Genomic DNA, 19,852 nt, shown 5'->3' with positions numbered 1-19,852 from the left:
GCGGCACCCACACCGTCGTCGGGTCAAGCGGTGTCAGGGAACAGGGCGGGGACAGGCGTGAGTGGTACGGGTGATGTGAGATTCGAGTGCGGGAAGGTGGCTCTGGTACGGGCCGCGGCCCTCCCACTGCCCTCGGACGACCCCCCGGCCTCCGCGTCCCTGCCGTCCGGTGAAGTCACGGACGAAGAAGCCCGGCTGCACCGTCGGATAGCGGAACTCGCCGCCGAACCACGGCTCATGACGGCCCTGAGCCTGGCCAGCGCGAGCCTCGCGGAGGAGGTGGACCGCGCCGTCGCCGGGGAACCGCTCCGACTCAAGTCACTGCGCCGCATCGCGCTGTCGCTGACGAAATACCGCTCACGGATGTCCCATCGCCCCACCCCGTTCGGCTTGTTCGCCGGGGTCGGTCTCGCCGGATTCGGACCGGCACCCGCCCGGGAACCGCTCGGGGCCGGACGCACCGTGACCCGGCCGGACGCGGCCTGGCTGGACGGCGTACTGGAGACGCTGCGCGATGTCCCCGCCGTACTGGAGCGCTCGCGACTCACGGCCAACAACCTGCACACCGTACGGGACGGCCGGCTGGTGCTCGTCGACCACCACGACCCCACTGGTGAGCGGCAGTTGGCGGGTTCAGTGCGCCACACCCGGGTGGTCCAGGTCCTGCTGGCGGCCGCGGCGCGGACCACGCCGTTTCCCCGGCTGGTGGAAGAGGGCCGGCGCGTCTTCCCGCATGCGCCCGAAGGCGCGGTCGAGGGCAGCATCACCCAGCTCGTACGCGGCCACTTCCTGCTGACCGACCTGACGCCGCCGCCCGACTGCACCGCCCCCCTCGACCACGTACGCGACCGGTTGCACGGTGTCGACCACCCCACGGCTCGCGAACTGTGCGCAATTCAGGCGGAGTTGAGCACCCTCGACGCCACGTCTCCGGGCAGCCGGCGGGCCCGGCTGACCGCGGTCTCCGCACGGATGCGGGCGCTGGATCCTGCTCCCGATGTCCTCCAGACCGACCTGTCCCTGGACCTACGGCTGACCCTGCCGTCCGAGGTGGCCCGGGAAGCGGCACAGGCCGCGACGGTGCTGTGGCGGACCTCCCCCGTGCACCGCGGCACTCCGCATCTGCGCGACTACCACCTGGCCTTCCTCGAAAAGTACGGCACCGACCGTGCGGTGCCGGTCCTGGAACTGCTCGACGAAGCCCGCGGGTTGGGGCTGCCCCGCGCCTACCGCCAGCCCGGGGCCGTGCCCTCCCCCGAGTCCGGGGAGCGCGACCGGGTCCTCGGCGAGCTGCTGATGGACGCGGCGCGGAGTGGCGTACGGGAAGTGGTGCTGGACGAGGAGACCGTGCGCGCCCTGGAACCGGCGGAGCGCGGGCCGGCCCCGCTGAGCATGGAGGTGGGCGCCGAGCTGGTGGCACCGGACTGGGAGGCCCTGTGCGCCGGGGACTTCCGTCTGGTGCTCGCGCCGCAGGCGGTGTCGCCGCTGGCGGGGGCGATGTTCAGCCGATTCGCGCCGCTATTCGGCCCCTCGGGCACTCTGATTCAGGACCTGGCGCTGCACGCGGAGCGGAGCGCACCGGACGACGAGATCCCGGCCTGTCTCGCCTACCGGCCCAGGGTGGCGCGTTCCGCCAATGTCTCCGCCGTTCCGCAGTGGCTCTCCCATCGCATCCCCCTGGGTGCCGGCCCCGCCGCGGCGGAGACGGCGCACGATCTGCGCCTGGAGAACCTCGCGGTCCACGCGGACAGGGACGGCCTCCGGCTCGTCGACGGCACGACCGGCCGCAGGGTGCGCCCGCTCTCGTACTCGATGCTCAACCCGGCCAACGGCCATCTTCCGTACGTGGCACGGTTCCTGCTGGAGCTCGGGCAGGAGGGCCGGTCCTTCTGCGCACCGTGGAGCTGGGGACGCTGGGCCTCGGCTCCCGCGCTGCCGCGGGTGCGCCACGGCCGGACCGTGCTCTCCCCGGCGCGCTGGCTGCCGGACCGGGCCCTGCGCGCGGCAGCCGACCAAGGGGATGAGGAGTGGGGAGAGCAGGTCGGGCGGTGGCGGCGGCGCTGGGATGTGCCTCGGCGGGTGCTGCTCGCCAGGGGCGATCACCGCGTCGCGGTCGACCTCGACGACCCGCTGCATCTCCCGGTCTTGCGGGACGAGGTGCGGCGGGCGGCCGGTCTGACGCTGGTGGAGCAGTGCGGAGGCCGGGCGGAGCGGCAGTGGTTCCGGAGCGCTGAGGGCCCCCATGCCGCCGAGTTCGTCTTTCCCGTCTTTGCCCGGCCCGACGGCCGGGGAGCCGCGCCCGGTACCCGGCAGGCCCGCCCTGCCACGGCGCCGGTCCCGCTCCTGTTGGACGGCCCGGACGGCGGCCGTGGCGCGCGCACCCATCTGCCCGGCGGCGAGTGGCTCTACGCGAAGCTCTATGTGCCCCCGGCCCGCCAGCCGGAGGTGCTGGCCCGTCATCTCGGCGCGCTCACCGACCCCGAACTGCTGCGCAGCGCGGGCGCCGACCACTGGTTCTTCCTCCGTTACGAGGACCCGGCACCGCACATCCGGCTGCGCTTCCACGGCACGCCAGAGTCGCTGTGGCCGGTGCTGCTGCCCGCGCTGCACTCCTGGGCGCGGGAGCGGGCGGCGGCGGGGCTCCTCGGGACGGTGGGCCTGGACACCTACGAGCCCGAAGTCGAGCGGTACGGCGGACCGGCCGCCCTCGGGCACGCCGAGCGCGTCTTCCACGCCGACAGCGAGTCCGTCGTCACGCTGCTGGCCATGGCCCCCGACCAGTTGGGCGATCCCACGCTGCCGGCCGCGCTGGGCATCCTCGACATCCTCACCCGCCTCGGGACCCCGGACGAGGCGCTCGACTGGCTCAGCGGCCCGTCGGTGCTGGAGCGCCGGGGAGAGGTCCCGCGGTCCCGGAAGCAGCAGGTCGCCGCGCTGCTGGACGCGCACGCCCGGCCCGGGCCGCCGGCCGCGGCGGACGGCTGGGGCGTGGGGTGGAGCACCCGCGGCCCGGCGCTGGCCGGTCTGCGCGAGGTGCTGTCCGCCGGTGCGACGGACCGCGACCGGACGGCACGGATCGCGCTGAGCCTGGCCCATATGCACTGCAACCGGCTGCTCGGCCCCCGTCCCGAGCTGGAGCGGACGGCGCAGGTGACGGCCCGTGAGGCGCTGGCGCTGTGGCTCGGACGGCGGCGGAACAACCGATGACCGCACCCCACGCGCTGTGCGATGCCGCGTCGGACCTCGCGTACCGCGTCGCCGATCTGCTGAGCTCGCCGGAGCAGGTGGCCCGTACGGCGCACCAGGCGCTCGCCGCGCTGCCGCCGGAACTGTCGCAGCCCGCCTGGCAGCCCGCGTCGCTGCTGATGGGGCACCCGGGCATCGCACTGCTGCACACCAGGTGCGCCCGGAACGACGCCCGGTACGCGGCGATCGGGCACGCCCATCTCGCGGCGGCCGTCGCGGCAACCACCGGCGCCGGTCCGGCCACGGTCGGCGATCTGCTGCTGCCGGCACGGCTGCACGCCGACGCGCACGGCGGCTACACCCGGCTGCTGGCGCGCTGCGCCGAGGTGCACGCCGCATATGTCCAGGCCCATGTCGCCCGGTTGGAGGCCCGGCGGCAGGCAGACGGTCCGGGGCTGGCGGCCGACGACTACGACGTGATCTCGGGCCTGGCGGGCGAGGGCCGCGGCCTCCTGCTGGCGGCCGACCACGGCGACGAGCGGTGCGCGCAGGTACTCCACGACGTCCTCGCCTACCTGGTCCAGATGACGCATCCGGTGCGGCCCCCGGCGGCCGACGGAAGCCACGTGCCGGGGTGGTGGTGCGCCCCCGACCGCTATCTCCTCCCCCGTGACCGCGAGGAGTACCCGAGGGGTGACTTCAACGTCGGTGTCGCGCACGGGATTTGCGGGCCCCTGGCCCTGATGTCGCTGGCTCACCGGTCCGGACACCGGGTGCCGGGGATGGCGGACGCCCTCCGCCGTATGGCCGACTGGGTGGTCAGCGTGGGGCACACCGACGACCTGGGCATGCGGTGGCCCGGTCGCGTCGCCCCTGCGGAGGACGCCGGAGAGCCTGCCCACCCGTCCCAGGAGCGCCGACCGCCCCGGGAGGTGGGGGCGAGGAGCCGGCCGGGGTGGTGTTACGGGACAGCCGGGATCGCCTGGTCGCTGTATCTGGCCGGGCGGGCACTCGGTGACCGCCGGCTGACGGCCTTGGCGGAGGACGCGGTCAGTGGCCTGGTGCGCCGCCCGCTCGATGCCGCGGTGTCCACCGACCCGGGCTTCTGTCATGGCCGGGCGGGCGTCCTGCACACCGTCAGCCGGATGGCCGTCGCCACAGGACGCACGGAGTGGTGGGCGAGGGCGGACGGTCTGGCCCGGGAGCTCGTGGCGGAGTGCGATCCCCGAACCCCCTTCGGCTACCGCCAGGTGGTGCCGCCCTCCCCCGCGTCGGGGTCCGCACCGTACCGGGTGCACCACCCCGGGCTGCTGGACGGCGCCGCCGGGATCGCACTCGTCCTGGCCGAGTACGCCGACGCCCGCCGTGGAGTCGTCGTAGCTGAGGTGAACGGCTGGGACGCGGCGTTCCTGATGGGGTGACCCGGCCGCCCGTCGTGCGGAGGGGCTGGGGCGTCGGCCCGTGACAAGCGGGCCCGGGTGCCCCGGCCGGTCAGAATCCTGCGGGTGTCGGCCGGATCTCGAAGCCCGTCAGCCCCTCCGGTTCCTCTTCCCGTACGGAGACCGCGTCGACGGTGGCCAGGGGCGGACCCTCGTGCGCCCAGTCCACGAGCCGCCGCACGCGCTCGGGCTCGCCCTCGCACACGGCCTCCACCGTCCCGTCCGGGAGGTTGCGCACCCAGCCGGCCACCCCCAGCCCGTCAGCCGTGCGCCGGCAGCTGTCGCGGAAGAACACGCCGTGCACATCTCCGGAGACCACCACCCGTCTGCGGATCATCCGTGTCTCACCTCGTCACCTCGTTCGCCCGGCCCGGCCGTCCGAGCGCAGATATATCCCGGCCCCACGGTCACCGGGCGGCGCCACGCCCGGACGGCGCACGGCTCACGGTGCGACCGCGGGCCGTGACGGCACGGGCGAAGGTGGTGGCGTCGCGGACGGCCGCCCCGCCCGGATCGTTGTTGAAGTAGGTGTAGACGTCGGCCCGGTCCGGCCAGGTGTCGGCGATCCGCCGTGCCCAGGTGGTGAGCGCCTGCCTGCCGTAGCGCGGCCAGGGTTCCGCGCGGCCCTCGTGGAAGCGCAGATACCCCCAGTCGGTGGTCCGCCACAGGGGCGTCACGGGCCGGGAACCGCGGTCCGCCCAGCACAGCGCGGCACCCCGCCGCTCCAGCACCGTACGGACCTCCGCGGTCCACCACGACGGGTGGCGGGGCTCGACGGCGACCCGGGTACCGGCAGGAAAGCAGCTGAGACAGTCGTCCAGCAGGCCGGCGTCCGCCTTCAGTGTGGGCGGCAACTGGAGCAGCACGGGCCCGAGCCGGGGGCCGAGGGCGGCGGCCCGCGACATCAGCCGCCCGACCGGTTCCTGCGGCTCGCGCAGCCGCTTGATGTGGGTCAGATAGCGGCTTGCCTTCACGGCCATCACGAACCCGTCGGGGGTCCGGTCCCGCCAGTCCGCGAAGGTCTTCTCCTCCGGCAGCCGGTAGAAGGCGGCGTTGCTCTCGACGGTGGCGAAGTGCCGGGCGTACTCCTCCAGCCACAGTCGCTGCGGCCGCTCCCGCGGGTAGAGGACCTCGCGCCAGTCCTTGTACTGCCAGCCGGAGGTTCCGACGAGGACGGTCATATCCGCATGCCTGCCCGGTCAGGGGCACGGCATATCAGTCGGCGGACATCAGTCACCGGGCATCTCGCGGGCGTCCTGCCCTCAGGCGGGTCCGCACAGTCCCGTCGTCCGCCCGTCACCCGCCCGGAGCCGGGCCCGGCGGGCGGGGCTCGCGGCGTCCCGAGCGGGCGCTCACCGCTCCGAGCAAGGTAACGAGGCGCCCGGCGGCACCCAGCGGTAACACCCGCCCGCCTCCTCGTCGAGCCAGCCGTTGACGCTGTGCAGCCCCCGTTCGTTGATCTGCGCGTCATGGATGCCGTAGGCCCGCTCCGGCTTGACCGCCCGGACGAAGTCGATGGCCTCGGACGTACGCAGCCACGACGCCTGCACGGGCACGAACAGCGTCTCCACCGGCTTTTCGGGCACATGGAGCGAGTCGCCGGGGTGGTAGAGGCGCTCGTCGATCAGATAGCCGAGGTTGGCGCAGTCGGGGAGGTCACCGTAGATCCGGGCATGCCGGCCGCCGTGCGCCGTGATGTGGAAGCCCGCCGCGCTGAACTCCTCGTCCGGCTCCACCTCGATGACGTCCAGGAGGCCGCCGAAGTCCGCGCCCCTGGGTGCGTAGACCGGTGCGCCGATCCCCTTGAGCCGCAGCACATCGACATGGTCGGCATGTTCGTGCGTCACCAGGATCGCGTCGGCACCGTGCAGCGCCCGCGCCTCGCTCCAGACACCGGGGTCGATGACCAGTGCCCCGCCGCCCGGACGCTCCAACCGGACACAGGAGTGGGTGTACTTGGTGAGGCGCATCCTGGGGAGAGTACGCGTCCGGGGTACGGGCGTCGACCCACCGCAGCGGCCGTGCGGCAGGGCTCCAAGGAGTCGCCGAGCGGCCGAAGTTGGCCCGGATCGGCCTCCTTTTACATCCTGTTCGCGACATCGACGCTCCGGTAGGCGACCTGTCGCGGTGTCAGGGTGAGCGTGAGCCGGTGCCTGGCGGGGGCCGACACCCTCCCCGTGCCGGCGTCCGTCACCACCCAGGTGCGGACACCCGATCGTGCCCGGGGGTCGCGCTCCAGCTCGACGGTGAATTCCAGCTCGATCGGTCCCATGTCGAACTGGAGGTCACCGCCGTCGAACGATTCGGTGGCCGCACGCAGATCATCGCGTACGGCCTGCACCGCTTCGGTGAGGTCAATCCGGTTCAAGTCCATGCTCCGCTGCTCTCTGTGTGGCTGTGCGACGTGGTCGGCGGGTTCAACACGACTGATCTCTACATGCGCCGGGATGCCGGCCAGTCCCGAGGTGGCCGAGTACGCATCGGCCTCCGCCGCCAGGTGATAGGCGGACAGCGCTTCGCCCGCGACCTCCCCGGCGTCCCCCTCTCCTCCCGCCAATACGGCGTGCAACTGCTGGGCCCGGCTCCGCTCCGCCGCCAGCGCCGTCTTGCCCCCTGCGGAGAGCTGCTCATACATCGCGAGGGACTCTTCCAGGGGGACCAGGGCCTGCTCCCACTCGGCGCCGGAGGCCAGCAGGGTGGCGAGGTTGTGCAGACCACGAGCCAGCTCCGGCGCGACGCTCGGGTCTTCCTCGTACAGCTCCCGGTAGCCGGTGATGGCCAGGTGCGAGGCGGCGACGGCCTCCGCCGTGCGGTCCGACGAACCGAGGATCAGCGCGAGGCATTCGAGCGCGTTGCAGCGCAGCCGCAGCGCGGGCGGCCGCAGAGGTGCCGGCAGGACGTCGCTGAGCGCGATGCACTCCTGGAGCACATCGACCGCCTCCTCGGCCGCCCCGAGCTCGGCCAGGCAGAGCCCCAGCTGAAGCAGCGCGTGCGCCAGCCCGGTGCCGACGCAGTGGTAGCGGTCGAGGAGTTCCCGGTGAATCCCCACCGCTTCCTGCGCGATGAGGAGGGCTTCCTCTCCTTCACCGGTGGCCCGAAGCCGCTGACAAGCGGTCAGGAGCCGGTCCGCAAGCTGTGGGCCATAGGTCCGGAAGTCTTCCTCCGCCTGGACGCGGAGCCGGTCGAGCTCCCCGCTCCGCTTCCTATCCGGCGTGCTCATCGTCACCCCCCATTGCCATGGCTTGTTGCAGCAGCGTCAGTGCCAGCGCGGAATCGAAGATGTCCGCGCTGCCCACCGGGGTGTGCCAGCTCATGAGTTTGGCCGGCCCGTCGCCCGGCGCGACCGCCGCCGCGGCCACGGCCTCGTCCGCCGCCGTCGGAGGGCGGACGACCGCGGCCTCCGGCACCACGACGGGAACGGGAACGGGCACGGGATCGACGGCCGTCAGGCTCTTCACCAGCGCCAGCCGGCGGGCCCCTCCCATCGAAGCGATCAACGGCGCATGCCGCAGCTCCGCGGACACCATCGCCGCCTTTGTCCCGTCGAACACCGTCTCCAGATCACGCACTTCACCGGCCTGTGTGGCGGCCTTCAGGGTGGCGAGGAAATGCCCCGTGAAGGCCGTGTGATCCGCCCCGTCCGAGTCCTGGGACGGCTGGTTGGGGCCGCTGGAGGCGATGACGCAAACACCGTCGGCATGGTCGTCGGGCAGCTCCTCGTCGAGGAGGATCTCGACCTCGGGCTCCCTGAGGCGAAGGTCGCCCGTACCGCTCAGCAGTCCCGTGGCGACCCCGCTGAAGCAGCAGTCCAGGACGATGATCCGGATCGCGGCCGGGGAGCTCCGGACCAGCCGGCGGACCGTCTTGTACGCGAGCCCCGTGGTTTCGATCGAATCAGGACTCGACGACTGGGAGGCCAGATAGAGGTCGCCGTCGACTTTCCAGCCATGGCCGACGTAGTAGAGCAGCAGTACGTCGGTGGCGGACTCGGCCGCCCGCTTGATGGCGACCCGCATCCCCTCACCCGTCCGCGGGTTGGAGACCATGCGGCACTTCTCGCGGGGAAAGCCTCCGCCGTCGGACGGTGCGAGCACACTGCGCAGCCCCGCCAGATTGTGGATCGCGGCCGGCACCTCGGGAAACTCGTGGTCCTGGTACTCCGACACCCCGATCAGCAAGGCATACGAAGCGTCGAACCGCGGCAATCGGGCCAATGCTTCACTCTTCGTCAAGCTGCCGGATGGCGCGGGCGATCTCCTCGGCGTCCGTGCCGCTCACCGTCACGGTCCGGCCGTTCCGCTCGAAACTCATCGCCAGCTGCGGGGCGTTCATCTTCTTCCACTGGGCGACGGTGTAGCCCAGGGACCCCGCGCTGAAGCCGGAGCTGACGACCAGCTGCACCAGATCGAGCACGAATCCCAGTTCACCCTCGACCGGCGCGGCACCGACCAGCCGCACCTCGGCGTGCCGACGGGCATCCGGTTCGTCGAGCAGCCATTGGTGGAGGCTCGCGGCCAACTCCCCTGCGGAGTCCGCACCTTCACACCGAATCGTGATCTGCACAGCGAGCCTCCGGTCCGCGAGCGAATGTGGTCCGAGCATAGAGCCCGGCGGTGCGCCCGGACGGCACTTTGCCCACACCGCGACCGCCCCTCAGGCGCGCCGCTCCCAACACCCCCGCACGGACCACCCGTTGCCGTCCTCGGTGTCGCCACAGCGGCCCCGCCGCGACTGCCGTCCCGCAGAGGGACAACTGCCGTCCTGACCGTGACAGCACCTCATCCCAGCGGGTGTGCCTCCGCCGCGTCCACGGGTGGCTCGCCCCCCGCTTCGTTGAAAGCCGTGAGTGCCTCGATGAGCGAGGCCCGCTGCGCGGGGGCGAGGCGTTCGACGATGGCGCTGATCTCGGCGCGACGACGGGCGGTGACCTCCTCGACCGTGCGCCGCCCCTCGTCGGTGAGCCGGAGCAGGGTCTCGCGCCGGTTGTCGGGGTTGGCCTGACGGAGCGCCAGCCCCGCCGTGATGAGCCGGTCCACCATGCGCATCGCGGTCGACGGGGCGACCTGGAGGAGCTCGGCGAGGGTCACGAGCTTGGTGGCACCTCGTGTGGAGAGCACCACCAGCATCCGCAACTGCGGCAGCGTCACCCGCTCCTCCACCTCGCCGAGTGACCGCGCGGACACCGCGACCAGCAGCCTCGACGCCGTGAGTACCGCCTGGGTCACCGCATCCACATCATCCCTGCCCCTCGTGGGGGCCATGCGCTCCGCCATCTCCCCTTTCTACCGCCCGGCATCTCTCGGCGTCGGCACGCCGGCTGTGTTCCTTCATGGGCTTCGACGTCGCGAGGCCCGGGCCTGGGCCCCGCGCGCACGAGGGGCGGCATGCTAGCTCATCGTCACCGGCCGCCCCGGGGTTTTGCGCATCGTCGCTGAATCGACTTCTTTGCTCAATGCAAACGTTAGCGTGGCCGTGCCCCAACAGCCCCATGGGCGACAGCGCTCCGGCGACCCTCGCGCGCAATCAGGAGGCACCATGAAATCTCATGCACGGAAATCCCAGCCCACCGCGAGCCGTGGCCGCCTGATAGCCGCCGCGGTCGCTCTTCTCGCGGTCGTCGCGAGCGTATCCGTGTGGCTCGCGCAGAGAAACAGCTCCGCCGACGAGTCACACTCGGCCCATCTGCCCGCCGCGAACGCGGCCCCGGCCGGGCCGCAGGGCGGCAATGCGGGCCCCCTCAGCGCCCTGGACAAGACCTTCCTCACCAAGGTCCGGCAAGCCGGGCTGTGGGAGATGCCGGCGGGCCGGCTCGCCCAGACGCACGCATCGAGCGAGGCCATCAAGCGCGCCGGAATGCACCTGCTGGAGGGACACAGCAAACTCGACCAGCTGGCCCGTGAGGACTCCGAGGCGCTGAGCGTGCCCATCCCCGACGAGGCCAGCGCCGAACAACAGGGCTGGGTGGACCAGTTGAAGGACGCCCGGGGCAAGGCGTTCGACCAGCTCTTCGTGGACCTGCTGCGCGCTTCGCACGGCAAGATCTTCATCACCATCGGCGAGGTGCGCGCCACCACCAAGAACACACTGATCCGGCGGCTGGCCACCCAGACCAACAACACCGTCCAGGACCACATGGACGTGCTGGAGGACACCGGCCTGGTCACCGAGGCGACCCTCGACGATGTCGCCTCGACCATTCCCAAGTGACCATCCGCCGACGGGACATGGGCGCGGTCCGGGAGGCCGCGGGCCTGCCGGGGAGGGTCAGTCGCCCCAGATCTTGCGGTAGGCCTGGCGGTAGCCCTCGGAGTCCCAGGACAGTGCGCCGCCGCTGTTGGTAGCCGTGGCGATGTGGACGGGGGCGACGTACCCGCTGTCCGGGGCGCCGGTGAAGGCGCGGTTGAACTCGTCGACGATCTGCCAGCCCTGTTCGGAGAGCGGCTCGGGCACGGTGGCGGCCTGGAACTGCTTGCCGTTGACGCGCTGGAACGCCGACGGATCGCCGTCACCGGCACCGATGTTGAACGGGGCGCCGGCGCCGTCCTTGCCCGCGGCGCGCAGCGCGGGCGCGGCATGCTGGAAGTACAGGTCGTTGATGGCGGCGGAGTAGGTCCACTTGCGGCCGAAACGGGACAGCAGGGAGCGGACTTCCTTGATGGACCGGCGGTTGACCTCGGGAATGGGCATGTTGGTGTAGCTCAGCAGCTTGGTGCCGGAGCAGGTGGCGAGTTCCTTCTTGATCAGATCGGACTTGCGCTTCGCGAACGGCACCGAGGCGTCGGTGAACAGGACGACGCCCGCGCGCCCGTTGGACCGGGCGATGATCCAGTCAGCGCTGATCTTCGCGACATCCTCGACCCGGGAGGTGACGTTGCTGAAGAGCTTCGGGTCCTTGCTGGGGCCGGGGGCCGGGGCGGCGTGCCAGCCGATCAACGGAATTCCCGCAGAATTCGCCTTCTTGACCTCTGCCGGGGCGATCCCGGGGTCAAAACCACTGATGACGATGCCATCCGGCTTGAGGCGGAGTGCCTGCTTGAAGGCGGCCCGCAGGCCGTCCGGCGTGCCCTGGCCGTTGAGGGTGCGGGCGTGCCATCCGACGATCTTGGCGGCTTCCTGGACACCTTGGGCGACGCCGGCGACGCCGGGGTTGGTCAGGGTCTGGGCTATGTAGACGACGGACTTGCCGTGGACGGCCTTGGGCCCGGTGGTGGGGCCCCGCCAGGGGGCGTTGACCTCTTCGGCCTTCTTGACCGCCTGCTTGGCCTTCGACAGGACGGTGGGGCATCCGGGCTCGGCGGCGGAGTCCCGGTGGGACGCGGTGGCGCCGGCGCCGGGTTCACAGCCGGCGGAGGTGGCCATGACCAGGAGTGCGGCGGCGGTCACGGCCGCCTTGCGGGTGGGGTGCACGGGTCTCCTCGCAGGGCGGAATGAGGATACGGGTTCGGGTGGGGGGAGACAGGTTACGGGTGGCGGTGCTCGGCACAGCAGCCGCCTTCGGGAACGTACGGCGCGCCCGTCCGCCACAAGTCCCCGGTGCGGAACGAGCCGCTCCGCGCGCCCCGCTTCCCGCGAAATCCGGCCAATCGGCCCATCCAACGGCACTGCGCTCCGCAGAGGAGGCAACGGGCCAAACATGACAAAGAATTGAATACCACCTGGCCATTGGTCGTCATGTGTTGCATGCCCGTGCACAAGCGGTAGTGTTCACGGCCGGTCGGGCATGTGGCGCAATCTTTTCGTTCGCGTTCGGAACGAAATCCGCAAGCGTCGCTGTCCCCCGTCGTCGGCGGTCGGCAACAACAACACCTCGGTCACCGCTCAGGAGAACGTCGTAAGGAGGCCTGGGTGTCTGTGGACACAGTGGACCCGTCACACGAACCGGACCGGTCCCGGCGTTCACCGATGAGGCCGTGGTTCCGTCCGCAGACGAGCGCGCTCCTGGACCGATGGCCGTTCCGGCGGAAGCTCAATGTGCTGGTGATCGCCCCGGTCGCGGTCGTCGGCGTGCTGCTGGGCATCGGCGTCACCACGCAGACGGACAAGGCCCTGGACGCCGACCGGACCGCGGAGCTGGTGCGGGACAGCGAGCAGGTCGCCAGGCTGATCAACGACATCCAGGCCGAACACCGGCAGGCGCTGCTGCTGTCCGTGGAACAGGAGTCGGTCCGGCCCGGTGCCGCCCTGCCGTCCACCGCCGCCTACCGCCGGGCGCAGCAGGCGACCGATGAACAGGTCACCGCCGTCCAGTCCGCGTTCGGACCGGACCTGCCCAAGGACGAGGCGCGGGCCCTCACCTACATCCGGGGCCTCGCGGTGCTGCGCGACAAGGCCGAGCGGGGCTCGGTCCCGGCGGCCGGCATCGACCCCGCGTACGCCGCCGCGGTCGGCTACCTGATCGACGGCATCGGCCTGGACCGCTTCATCGGCTCCTCGTCGTCCTCGGTCACCCACCTTCTCGACACGGTGCTGCGCGCCGACGCCGCCCATGCGGCCTTCGAGAGCGGGGTGTTCTCCGCCCAGACCCGGGACGCCAACGCGCTCACCGAGTACACCCGCGCGGTCGGCGCCCACAAGCTCTTCGACGAACAGACGGAACGCTTCGGCCGGATCGCCACCCCGGACCAGATGCTGCGCCTGGGCGGGATCGAGCGCGATGCCGAGGAGAACGGCATCGAGGCCCAGTTCGCGGAGCTCCAGATCGACCCCGGCTCCCTGCAGGGCCAGAGCCCGCAGCAGCTGCGCAAGGCGATGGCCGCCGGCACCCGGCAGGCCGGGGCCCGTCTCGACATCACCCGGTCGCTGATCGAGCAGATCGCCGACGAGGCCGACAGCCTCTCCGTGAGCGCCCTGCGCAACGCACTGGCGATGCTCGGCCTCGCGCTGCTCGGCTTCACCTCCTGGCTCACCTTCTCCGTGCTGGTCCGACGCTCGGTGGTACGTCCCCTGACGGCCCTGACCGGCGCCGCCGAGCAGGTCGTCGACGTGGCCGGCGAGGAACTCGCCAGGGTCGAGGACGACGATTCGACGGAGCGCGCCCCGCTGCGGCCGCGGCCGATCCCCGTCCCGGTCCGTGACGAGATCGGCCACCTGGCCGAGGCGTTCAACCAGGTGCAGGTCACCGCCGCGGCGCTGCTGGAGCGGCAGGTGCTCAGCCGCCGCAACGTCGCCGAGATGTTCGGCAACGTCGGACGCCGGGTCAGCAACCTCACCTCACGCCAGCTGATGCTGATCGACGCCGTGGAACGCGAGGAGACCGACCCGGACGTCCTGGAGCGGATGTACCGCATCGACCACATCGCCGTACGCCTCCAGCGCAACGCCGACAGTCTGATGCTGCTCGCCGGAATCCGGGACACCGAGGTGGAGGCCCGGCCGACCACTCTGGTCAACGTCATCCGGGCGGGGCTCGGCCAGATCGAGGGCTACCAGCGGGTGTCCCTGCGGTCCGAGACCGAGGTCACCGTCGGACCCGACATCGTCGACGACCTCACGCTGCTGCTCGCCGAACTTCTGGAGAACGCGGTCTCGTTCTCCCCGTCCGCCACCCCCGTCGAGGTGGTCGTCCGGCCCGGCACCGACATCACCGCGGACGGCGGTGCCCTGATCGAGATCATCGACCACGGCCTCGGCATGAGCGCGGAACGGCTCGACGAGGAGAACTCCCGGCTGATCCGCCGGGAGCGGCTCGACCTCGTACCGACCAAGGTCCTCGGCCTGTTCGTGGTCGGCAGCCTCGCCCGCCGCTCGGGCATCCGGGTCACCCTGAGCCGTACCCCGGGCGGCGGCGTCACCAGCACCGTCTGGCTGCCTGCCGCGCTGCTGCTGACCGTCCAGCCCGCCGGCGCCCCGTCCCCGGCAGCGGAGGTGACCGGGGACCGGGCCGCATCGGCGCCCCCGGCGGACCCCGAGCCCGAGTCCACCGCCCCCGAGCCCGAGCCGGCCCCGGCCACTCCCCTCGCCGTCCTGCCCGAACCTGGTTCCACCGCCCGGTCGCAGCACGGCGAGCTCCCCCGGCGCCTCCCGCGGCGTACGGACGAGGACCGGTCCGGCTCCGCGTCCGGGCCACGGCCGGCGGACTCCCCCCGCCCGCTGCGACGGCGGGTACGGGGCGCGACGCTCACCATGACCGCCCCGCCGCCCGACCGAGCGGCCCAGGACGTGCGCACACCGGTCGACGCCGACGCGGTCCGATCGGAACTCGACGAATTCGAAGCCGCCGTACGACGGGCGGAGCAGGAGAGCGCTCCGCCCCCGGGGGATTCATCCCCCTCGCCACACCAGCAAACCCGGAAGGAGTCGGGCAGTGAACACGCCGACAGGTAAGAGCGGTTCCGAGCGTGCGGAACCCATGGATCTGACCGCTGCGGCGGCCGACTTCACCTGGCTGCTCGACCGGTTCGCCACTCAGACCGCCGGTGTGGTCGACGCCATCGCGGTGTCCTCCGACGGACTGCTGATCGCGGTCTCCCAACTGCGTGAGCAGGCCGACTCCGAGCGGCTCGCGGCCATCGTGTCGGGTGTCACGAGTCTGGCCGCCGGCGCGTCCGGCAACTACGGCCTGGGCGGCCTCAACAAGGTCATCATCGACTTGGAGGGTGGCCATGTCCTGGTGTCGGCCATCGGCTGCGGTGCCGTCCTCGGCGTGGTGACCTCGAAGGAGGCGAAGCTGGGCAACATCGCCTACGAGATGACCCTCTTCGCCAACCGGGCCGGGAGCGCGCTCACCCCCCAGCTGGTGCTGGAGCTCAAGAAGAACGCCGGCGCCACACCAGCCCGCTGACCGTTCCACTCCGCGGAGGCGGGATACAGGTGCCGAGAAGAGGATCATGATGGCCGCCGGTGAACCAGGACCGGACGAGGACGGGGGTGCCCCCTTCTCAAGCGCTGCCGAGGGCTCGGGGGACGGCAACGCCCCGGGCCCGTCGGAGCCGGCCGGCCGGGCTCCCGCGATCCGGCCGTTCCTGCTGACCGCCGGCCGGGTGGCGGGGGGCGGCACCGGCCCACCGCTCCCGGTCGAGACGCAGGTCGTGGCGACCTCGTCCGGGCTCTCCGCCCTGGGGTCGCTCGCCTTCGAACAACACGACATCGTGGCCGCCTGCCGACGGCCGCAGTCGGTGGCGGAACTGGCCGCGCGGCTGCACCTCCACCTGAACGTGGTCCGAGTGCTGGCGGAGGACCTGCGCGCCGCCGGACATCTGGCGGTCCACGTCCCGGACGCCGGCACAACCCAGGACATTTCCGTACTGCGAAGGGTGATTGATGGTCTCCGTGCCGTCCCCGACTCACGGGACACACTCCGTGACAGCGGTTGAACAGCCGCCGGTACCGGTCAAGCTGGTCATCGCCGGCGGCTTCGGCGTCGGCAAGACCACGGCCGTCGGCGCGATCTCCGAGATCCGGCCGCTGACCACGGAGGCCGCCATCACCGAGGTCGCGGCCGGCGTGGACGATCTCACCCACACCCCCGGCAAGACCACCACCACGGTCGCCATGGACTTCGGCTGCATCACCATCGACCCGACGCTGAAGCTCTATCTGTTCGGCACGCCGGGCCAGGACCGCTTCGGGTTCATGTGGGACGACGTGGTCGAGGGCGCGCTCGGCGGTCTGGTGATCGTGGACACCCGCCGCCTGGACGACTGTTACGCCGCGGTCGACTACTTCGAGCACAAGGGCATCCCCTTCGCCGTCGCCGTCAACGCGTTCGACGGCGAAGTCCACCACGACCTCGATGAGGTGCGCTGGGCGCTGGACGTCTCCGACCACGTCCCGCTGGTCGTCTTCGACGCCCGCAACACGGGCTCGGTCCGGGACGCCCTGCTGGTCGTGCTCCAAGTCGCCCTGTCCCGCGCGGAAAACACCGTGGCCCCGTAACTACCGGTAAGTGATCAGTTTCACTCGGTACGGGACCCCGCCCGCAGACCATGCCGCCCTCCCGACTGTCATGATCCCTAGCGATGCGGAATCCTGCTGATTCCGCACGCACCGAAATGACAGCGAAAACAGGGGTGTTGGCGTGACATTAGGGTGGTCGTGGCGGGCTGTGCGACAGCGGACGGGCACCGGCGCGGGCCCGAGCGGGCCGGGGGTGGACCCTCGGGCCCCTCGCTCACGGGCGGCAAGGCGTTTCGCAGCGGTCGGCGCGGTCGCCGCGCTCCTCGGCCAGCTCCTCGGCGGACACCCCGCCGTGGCACAGGCCGGTGCCCTGCCGGGATCGGCGTTCCCCCTCGTCCTCGACGTGGACCTGACGCCGAATCCGGTGTGCAGCGGCGCCGTGCACGGCCGGGTACAGGTCTACGACCCCGCCGCGGCGAAGGCCGGAGCGACCGTGGAGTGGCGGGTACGCGCGGGTGCGAAGCAGCTGGCCGGCGGGCGTCTCGCCATGACCGCCAACGTCGGCACGGCGAAGTTCGACATCCCCTTCGACCAGGTGCCCGCAACCGAGACCGCGTTGCAGATCGACGCCCGTACCGCCGCCTCCTCCGAGGACGAGAAGCCCGGCCGCTACGGCAAGGTCTGGCGGGACACCATACGCCGCGGATGCGACCCGGTGCGGGTGGCCTCCGTCGGTGACTCCGTGGTCTGGGGGCAGGGCCTGGACCACGACCAGAAGTTCCCCTATCTGACCGGTCAGCTGCTCGGCCGGGAGACCGGCCGGGGCCATCAGCAGCTGGACTACTCGATCTCCGGCGCGGTGCTCGACGCACCCGAGCTGCCCGCGGGCAACAAGGACGCGGCCTGTCTGCGCAGCACGGAGAAGCAGGACCCGGACGGCGACGGGGAGATGGAGTTCGGCGAGGTCACCCAGCAAATGCCAGATGTGTTCTGCCAGTTGGAGAAGGCGGGCGCACAGGCACGGGCAGGCGGCTACGGCCTCGATCTGGTCGTGATCAACGGGTGCATCAACGACCTCGACCCCTTCTTCGGCATCGGCGTCGGTATCACCCCCGGCTCGGAGAACCTGCCCGAGGCGGTGAAGCGCGAGTGCTCCGGCGTCGGCGCGGCCCCGGAGAACCCGGCGAAGGACGTGCCCTACTTCAGCGGCGCGAAGGTCGGCTACGGCGGACGCGGTATGCAGGCGGCCATCGAGAAGGCCCACTCGCTGCCGGGGCACCCGAAGGTGCTCGTGGCCGACTTCTACTACGCGCTGAGCCGCAGCAGTTCCCCGATCCCGCTGAAGCGCTGCTCGGCACCGGGCATCACCGCGTCGCGGCTGATCTCCTGCAAGGGTGCCCTCGGCCGTGTGTCCGAGCGCTACGAGCAGTACACCCAACTGGCCAATGCCGCCTACCGTCAGGCCGCGACGGCCGCCAACAAGGCGTCCTCGGACGGCCCGTACGCGACGGCGGCCGACGGACTCTTCACCGTGGACAATGCCGTACTCACCCCGGACTCCAAGGTCTGGAGCACCCCGGTGACCGACCCGGCGTTCCCGCTGCGCACGCGGGCCTGCCCCGAGCTCAGCGCCACTCCGGTGCAGTGCCTGAGCGCGGCCGTCGGCCACCCCGACATCGAGGGCGCCCGGCAGTACGCCGAATCCTTCCTCCTCAACCCGAACCTGCGCGAGTGGTTCCACCTCCCGCGGCAGGGCCCCCGGGCCGAGCTGAAGGCCCCTGAGCACGCGCGCGTCGGCAGTGAGGTGCCCCTGTCGGTGACGGTGGACGGCAAGACGCCCGCCACCGGATACCGCTACCACTGGTACTTCGGCGACGGCACCCAGCGGGAGACGGACGAGGCCACCGTCACCCACTCCTACGACCACCAGGGGCCCTGGCTGCCACGGCTCGTGATCACCGACCGGGACGGGAAAAAGGTCCTGGTCGAGACCCCACGGGCGCTCACCACCGACTGACGCACCCCGGGGTCCGACACCTCACGAACGGACGCACCACAAAGGGAAGACACCGTCCAAGGGGCGGCTCGCAGACGCGGGCCGCCCCTTGGCGCGCCCGCACCAGGTCCGCTTTCAGGTCTCCGTCGTCGCGAAGACGCTCCCGGCTCTGGCGCGAGCGGCCGGAGAACGATGAGGTGGACTTCCACGTCGAACAGTCGGACGAGGCCGCGCGCCCGGTGCCGCCCCGTGGTGGCGCGGGTCCGGACAGCAGCGCGCGGACGGGAGGAGTGCGGGCATGGAGTTGGAGCTTCGGCACCTGAGAGTGCTGTGTGCGATCGCCGACGCCGGGAGCGTGGGCCGGGCCGCCTCGGACCTGGGGTACTCGCAACCGGCCATGAGTACCCAACTCCGGCGGATCGAGCAGCACTTCGGCCATCCGCTGTTCGTGCGGAACACCTCGGGTGTGGAACTGACACGGTATGGCACGGAGGTCCTGGCACAGGCCCGTGACGTGCTGGCCCGCGCGGCGGCGATCGGCCGCCGGCCCGCCCCGGACGGTGCGACAACCGGCCGCCGCCCGCTCCGCCTGGCCGCGACCAACTCGCCGGTCCTGGCCGGCATGCTCATCCGGCTCCGCAACCAACTGCCCGATCTGACTCTCACCGTGAGCAGCGTCTATCCCTCCTCGGAGATCGTCGAACTCCTGGAACACGGCGAGGTGGACGCCGCGATCGCCGCGGACTACCCCGGACGGGAACTACGGCACTCGGCGACCGTGACACACCGCGGGATCGTCACCGAACCGTCCTTCGTCGCCCTGCCGGCCGGCCACCGGCTCCGGCACGCTCCCGAGGTGACGCTCGCCGACCTGGCCGACGACGCGTGGTTTCTGACCCCGGACGACGGGGCCGGCTGGCCGGGAGTGTTCTACGCGGCATGCCGGGCGGCCGGATTCACCCCGGCGGCCGTCCACGAATTCCTGGGCGACCAACAGCAGTTGCAGAACATGATCGCCGAAGGCATCGGCGTCTCCATCGTGCAGGCCACGCTCCGGCCGATCCCCGATGTCCTCGTCAAACCGCTGGCCGGCACTCCCCTGTGGTGCCGCTATGTGCTGGCATGGCGCCGCGAGAGCGTTGCCGACGAGGTGGCCGACACCCTCTTCGGCTCCGCCGCCGCGGCCTACCGGGCACTCATCGCCCAGTCCCCCCACTTCCGGACCTGGGCCTCCCGAACCTGGAGCGTGACCAGGCCGTAGGGCTTGGTTCCCCCGGACGAACGGTCAACGGACCGTAAAAGTACGGGAGTTGGAAGTGCACGGCCATCAAGCCCTCCCCTCCGGATGTTATGACGGACCCATCCCAGGTGCTATGTCACACCTTATTGTCGCGGC

17 protein-coding genes are annotated in these 19,852 nt (G+C 71.5%); 9 read left to right on the top strand and 8 right to left on the bottom strand.

What is annotated here, in order from left to right; all coding sequences use genetic code 11:
• The first annotated feature begins 96 nt into the window (after positions 1 to 96).
• On the top strand, positions 97 to 3,207 hold the full coding sequence (locus TU31_RS23080) for a lantibiotic dehydratase (RefSeq protein WP_158894612.1): 3,111 nt from the start codon (positions 97 to 99) through the stop codon (positions 3,205 to 3,207).
• Positions 3,204 to 4,607 (top strand): lanthionine synthetase C family protein, encoded by a 1,404-nt coding sequence (locus tag TU31_RS23075; protein ID WP_052719017.1) that lies wholly within the window; start codon positions 3,204 to 3,206, stop codon positions 4,605 to 4,607. The genes TU31_RS23080 and TU31_RS23075 overlap by 4 nt, the downstream gene beginning before the upstream one ends.
• Before the next feature lie 70 nt (positions 4,608 to 4,677).
• Here TU31_RS23075 and TU31_RS23070 read toward each other — a convergent pair whose 3' ends face one another.
• The 7 genes from TU31_RS23070 to TU31_RS23040 form a co-directional block, all read right to left on the bottom strand.
• On the bottom strand, positions 4,678 to 4,962 hold the full coding sequence (locus TU31_RS23070) for an acylphosphatase (protein ID WP_181018647.1): 285 nt from the start codon (positions 4,960 to 4,962) through the stop codon (positions 4,678 to 4,680).
• A 70-nt stretch (positions 4,963 to 5,032) separates the two neighbouring features.
• On the bottom strand, positions 5,033 to 5,806 hold the full coding sequence (locus TU31_RS23065; protein ID WP_042157870.1) for a DUF72 domain-containing protein: 774 nt from the start codon (positions 5,804 to 5,806) through the stop codon (positions 5,033 to 5,035).
• 171 nt (positions 5,807 to 5,977) lie between these two features.
• Positions 5,978 to 6,595 (bottom strand): MBL fold metallo-hydrolase, encoded by a 618-nt coding sequence (locus TU31_RS23060; protein ID WP_042157867.1) that lies wholly within the window; start codon positions 6,593 to 6,595, stop codon positions 5,978 to 5,980.
• A 110-nt stretch (positions 6,596 to 6,705) separates the two neighbouring features.
• Positions 6,706 to 7,845: a trypco2 family protein gene (locus TU31_RS37045; RefSeq protein ID WP_107070734.1), complete on the bottom strand. Its 1,140-nt coding sequence runs from the start codon at positions 7,843 to 7,845 to the stop codon at positions 6,706 to 6,708.
• On the bottom strand, positions 7,829 to 8,839 hold the full coding sequence (locus TU31_RS23050) for a caspase family protein (protein WP_158894609.1): 1,011 nt from the start codon (positions 8,837 to 8,839) through the stop codon (positions 7,829 to 7,831). The genes TU31_RS37045 and TU31_RS23050 overlap by 17 nt, the downstream gene beginning before the upstream one ends.
• Before the next feature lie 4 nt (positions 8,840 to 8,843).
• Positions 8,844 to 9,188: an effector-associated constant component EACC1 gene (locus TU31_RS23045; protein ID WP_042157862.1), complete on the bottom strand. Its 345-nt coding sequence runs from the start codon at positions 9,186 to 9,188 to the stop codon at positions 8,844 to 8,846.
• Between the two features lie 215 nt (positions 9,189 to 9,403).
• The gene (locus TU31_RS23040; RefSeq protein WP_042157859.1) at positions 9,404 to 9,898 is read right to left on the bottom strand and encodes a MarR family winged helix-turn-helix transcriptional regulator; all 495 of its coding nucleotides are present in this window, start codon (positions 9,896 to 9,898) and stop codon (positions 9,404 to 9,406) included.
• A gap of 262 nt (positions 9,899 to 10,160) precedes the next feature.
• On the opposite strand from TU31_RS23040, the gene TU31_RS23035 reads away from it, so the two are divergent.
• A complete protein-coding gene (locus tag TU31_RS23035; protein ID WP_078885914.1) occupies positions 10,161 to 10,832 on the top strand; it encodes a DUF4142 domain-containing protein in 672 nt (223 codons plus the stop codon).
• Between the two features lie 57 nt (positions 10,833 to 10,889).
• On the opposite strand, the gene TU31_RS23030 is transcribed toward TU31_RS23035, so the two are convergent.
• Positions 10,890 to 12,032, bottom strand: a complete 1,143-nt coding sequence (locus TU31_RS23030) for a substrate-binding domain-containing protein (RefSeq protein ID WP_042157856.1) — start codon at positions 12,030 to 12,032, stop codon at positions 10,890 to 10,892.
• Positions 12,033 to 12,527: 495 nt separating this feature from the next.
• On the opposite strand from TU31_RS23030, the gene TU31_RS23025 reads away from it, so the two are divergent.
• The 6 genes from TU31_RS23025 to TU31_RS23000 all read left to right on the top strand — a co-directional run bounded on the left by TU31_RS23025 (position 12,528) and on the right by TU31_RS23000 (position 19,717).
• Positions 12,528 to 14,948 (top strand): sensor histidine kinase, encoded by a 2,421-nt coding sequence (locus tag TU31_RS23025; protein ID WP_181018665.1) that lies wholly within the window; start codon positions 12,528 to 12,530, stop codon positions 14,946 to 14,948.
• A gap of 25 nt (positions 14,949 to 14,973) precedes the next feature.
• Positions 14,974 to 15,405, top strand: a complete 432-nt coding sequence (locus tag TU31_RS23020; RefSeq protein ID WP_006601854.1) for a roadblock/LC7 domain-containing protein — start codon at positions 14,974 to 14,976, stop codon at positions 15,403 to 15,405.
• 46 nt (positions 15,406 to 15,451) lie between these two features.
• Positions 15,452 to 15,937 carry a DUF742 domain-containing protein gene (locus TU31_RS23015; protein WP_078885913.1) on the top strand — a complete coding sequence of 162 codons (486 nt, stop codon included), beginning with the start codon at positions 15,452 to 15,454 and terminating at the stop codon, positions 15,935 to 15,937.
• Positions 15,885 to 16,499, top strand: a complete 615-nt coding sequence (locus tag TU31_RS23010; RefSeq protein WP_042157853.1) for a GTP-binding protein — start codon at positions 15,885 to 15,887, stop codon at positions 16,497 to 16,499. Before TU31_RS23015 ends, TU31_RS23010 begins: the two co-directional genes overlap by 53 nt.
• Positions 16,500 to 16,812: 313 nt before the next feature.
• Positions 16,813 to 18,477, top strand: a complete 1,665-nt coding sequence (locus TU31_RS23005; RefSeq protein WP_042157848.1) for a PKD domain-containing protein — start codon at positions 16,813 to 16,815, stop codon at positions 18,475 to 18,477.
• Between the two features lie 277 nt (positions 18,478 to 18,754).
• Entirely contained in the window at positions 18,755 to 19,717 is a 963-nt protein-coding gene (locus TU31_RS23000) for a LysR family transcriptional regulator (protein ID WP_042157846.1), read from the top strand.
• Positions 19,718 to 19,852 lie beyond the last annotated feature (135 nt).

Origin of the sequence: Streptomyces lydicamycinicus (genome assembly GCF_000829715.2) — a bacterium.
Lineage (GTDB): Bacteria > Actinomycetota > Actinomycetes > Streptomycetales > Streptomycetaceae > Streptomyces > Streptomyces lydicamycinicus.
The sequence above is the reverse complement of the archived record's forward strand: the minus strand, read 5'-3'. Positions and strand labels throughout refer to the sequence as shown.